Annotated in this window: 3 protein-coding genes; all 3 read right to left on the bottom strand. The window is 40.6% G+C overall.

Annotation, left to right across the window (positions count from 1 at the left end):
* Positions 1-204: 204 nt before the first annotated feature.
* Complete coding sequence (locus AC1DSE_RS32975; protein ID WP_441886710.1) at positions 205-1,086, bottom strand: GNAT family N-acetyltransferase; 882 nt, start codon at positions 1,084-1,086, stop codon at positions 205-207.
* A 244-nt stretch (positions 1,087-1,330) separates the two neighbouring features.
* The gene (locus AC1DSE_RS32970) at positions 1,331-1,558 is read right to left on the bottom strand and encodes a DUF7660 family protein (RefSeq protein ID WP_441886713.1); all 228 of its coding nucleotides are present in this window, start codon (positions 1,556-1,558) and stop codon (positions 1,331-1,333) included.
* 117 nt (positions 1,559-1,675) lie between these two features.
* Complete coding sequence (locus tag AC1DSE_RS32965; protein ID WP_477528893.1) at positions 1,676-2,821, bottom strand: hypothetical protein; 1,146 nt, start codon at positions 2,819-2,821, stop codon at positions 1,676-1,678.
* Between the last annotated feature and the right edge of the window lie 557 nt (positions 2,822-3,378).

Below are 3,378 nucleotides of genomic sequence, written 5' to 3'. Positions count from 1 at the left end.
CCTCTTATATACAGAATATTTCCTCCATCATATGCAAGTACAAAAATAAGCTATAGTTACCCGTTAGTTGAGAAAAGGCAACTGATCGCCCGACTACCTTTCCATCTGATATTCAAGCTATAAAACATGGTCGGGTGACACAAATCTATTTAAGCTAAACTAAAAATAAAATGTATGAACAACCTTAAATTCAAGATTGGAATATTAGATGCTATGCCAATAGAAAGTATAATGTGAATGCTGATGAAAGCCTAAGGACTTATAAAAAGAATTATCAGAAATAACGTATGCTTTCTTAGCACCTAAGGAACAGCTTCTTTTTAAGGCTTCTAAAACCACCGCTTTACCAAGTCCTTTATGCCGGTACTCTGGAATCGTACATACAGGTTCAACATAAGCATAATCAGTTTTCTGACTATACCATAAGCCGCAGTATGCAATATATTCCCCGTCTTCATTTTCTGCAACAATATGTAGAAATGAATTCAAATTCGTTGCTGACAGCATTTTTTTTTGCTTATGAATAGTTATTTCATCAACAGGCACATGTCCTTCATGGTCAAATGCCTTCCATAGTAATTTCTGATGCTTATATAGATCATTTTTTATATTGAGATTTTTCACTGTTATGCCTTTAGGAGTTATGTAATCAAGGCTAACATTCTCAAGTTCAAGTTCAAGTACATTTTCAGATTGATCATTCTTCACAAATTTCCTTCTACGTAATAAGTCTAGAGTATGAGTATCCGTATCATTCGCCGCAATCCCAAGGCCATCTTCATTACTAAAAGTAGCAATGGCATATTCTAATATTTCTTTTTCTAATTCTACAAACCCTTGCTTTGTTGCAACGAAGGCCTCGCCGAAATAATGGTCATAGATTGCTATACCTACTAACTCATCATTACAATACCACAAGCCAATCTTATCCATTAAGTCACTATTAAAGTCAGGATGAAAAAACATCCATTCCCACCTTGCCCAATTCCAATTTATATGTTTACGGTCATCCTTTGATAATTCAATCAGAAATTCACAAACTTTATCATAATAAGAATTATCGAAATTTCTAAAAACAATTTTCATTTCAATCCCCCATTAAATATTTTTATGTCACAAAAAAATGCTAGTGTATTTCAAAAACTTTAAATAGATTTACTTCTGTATGACACGCAACTTCAACTTACCACATAAAAGTACTATTACTTAAGGTAAATGACAAGTATAACTAACCTGCCCGTTATCTTAATGAAGAGCTACTACATGGCAGCCCTTTCGATGTTCAACTATCGTTTCCAATTAGTTTAAAATTGGAGCTACTATATAATAGTCACTCATAGGATCTTCCGGCAGAGAGGATAATTGCGAAAGTACTCCAATCTGGTTCAAGACTAGCCCCTGTATCCTCAAGCCAAGCCTTCATCCCCTCTAAAAATGATTCCAAATTCGGGTTTTCCCACTCATTTTTATTAGTATCCAAATCACTCTTTAAGGAAGCTACAAAGTGAAGAATATCCTCTTTTGTTTTTACCTCATAAAGCTCATTGTTCTGTATCACCTCAGGAAAGATACTTAGCTAAACTATTTTGTTATTTAATTTTAGCACATATTGGAACTATACTGCCCGTTAGCGCAACGAAGCTGCCAATCCAGATTGAGGTCGAAGTCATTGCAGTTAAACGGACATTTTATGAGCCAACACAATGGCATTAACCGCTGATACAGTATCCTTGGCTACCAGCTGTTCTTCCAGCTTAAAATGAAGTTGTAAGGTAGAGACTGGTGGATTTTTAGTAGAAATCATGAGCCCAACCTCATGAGATGAAAGCACTTTCGCTTGAATGATTTGCAGCCAGGGGATAAGATCCGGTAATGATTTATTCTCCGAAGGGCCGGTTTCCATGCCATCCACCCCAATTGGTGAATGCCCATCGAAATATTCAATCCTGAGCACAGCATAAGAGCGGGTACTGTTCCTCTTCAAGGCCATAGCCGCSTCCATCCGTTGGCGGGAGGTTTTTTTAGAACCGAAAATCACATTCCACAAAACGATTAACATTGAGGGGATGAGGAAGCCGAGCACCGCCAACCATCCACTGGAGGTCTTGACATAGACGGTAAGAAAGAGGGCTGCGGACARAATCGCAAGCAACCATATGTAGAGCTCCTGCCGCCATTTGGCCTGGCGCTTCCCAGATGTTGGAGGAGTGGACTGTGCTGGCTGAATTTCCGGAGCTTSYTCCGGCTGAGCTGCCGTACGTTCTCTCCATGGCAAATGCTCACCATTCAGCATATAGAAGTTATCGGCTGCTCCCTGCCAGACCTTCACCTGCGAGGGATGCGGCGACTGCCAGAGCGTAACGTATTCTTGAATGTCTTTCAGATAGAGGGCGGGATCGCCCGTRAACGAGAAATATTGTGAAAGCTCCAGATGAATAACGGCAGCAGAATGCCGCTGTACATGGGTCGACAAGGTTTCCAGCCACTCATGCACAGGTGCGGCAAGAGAAGGGAAATGGGCCAGCGTGCCGGGTAAGCTCAGGCGCAGCTGCTCTGCAGCATCCGCCCATGGAATCTGCCATTGGAATGCCTYGGAAAAGCATTCCCACTCAGGGAGATCCTCCACATCCGGTTGGTCCATATGGGGTTGAATCCTGCTCCATGCTTGCATAAGCTGCCCGCTATAGCGCTGGAACTGCTCCTGGCTGACCAGACAAAACCATACTGGAGCGAGAAAATTATTCGTCTCGAAAKCTGTATTCTCATAATCGACCGAATCTGTATCGGCGTTTGTAACGWWCAGGAATGTCCGGTTTCCCATAAAAGATCCTTTCCTCCTACCTTTGTTTCACATCCAATAATGGAACCAAAAAGCGATTCTATAAGTTCGTCATTTTATGATGAAAATAAAGTGAGAAGGGCGCCCGCAATTAGAGTGCCCTTCTCTCGTTTGCAATGCAACTGCACCTATTGATCCGTTTGGATTGAGCGGAGTCAGGCTCAGGCAACCGCCGCCCGTACTCGATTTTGGTGACACTTCGCGGCGACAGCTTCATCCGAGGCGGTATTTTGAATTACAAAATTGGCAGTCTTCGTAATTTTAATCACTGAACCCTTTTCCAACAATTTTTTTTATCCAAATCAACATATACCGTGATACTTTCAGTTGAAACACTCAGTATGATTTAATGTAACGGAGTATACTTCTTTTCCGTAATAGCTACCAATTAAATTAGCAAATTATTATTAACAGTCACTTTCCTTACAACTGAATCTTTCGGACTCACAGGWATTTGGTCTTGTTTTTCATCATTAAGACTGTTGAAAGCAGTCATCTCAATTGGTAACTCACTTCTTTCAGATTGAAATAGATTACGT

This window comes from Paenibacillus sp. 01L418 (assembly GCF_056400045.1).
This window is presented reverse-complemented; position numbering and strand designations above follow the sequence as displayed.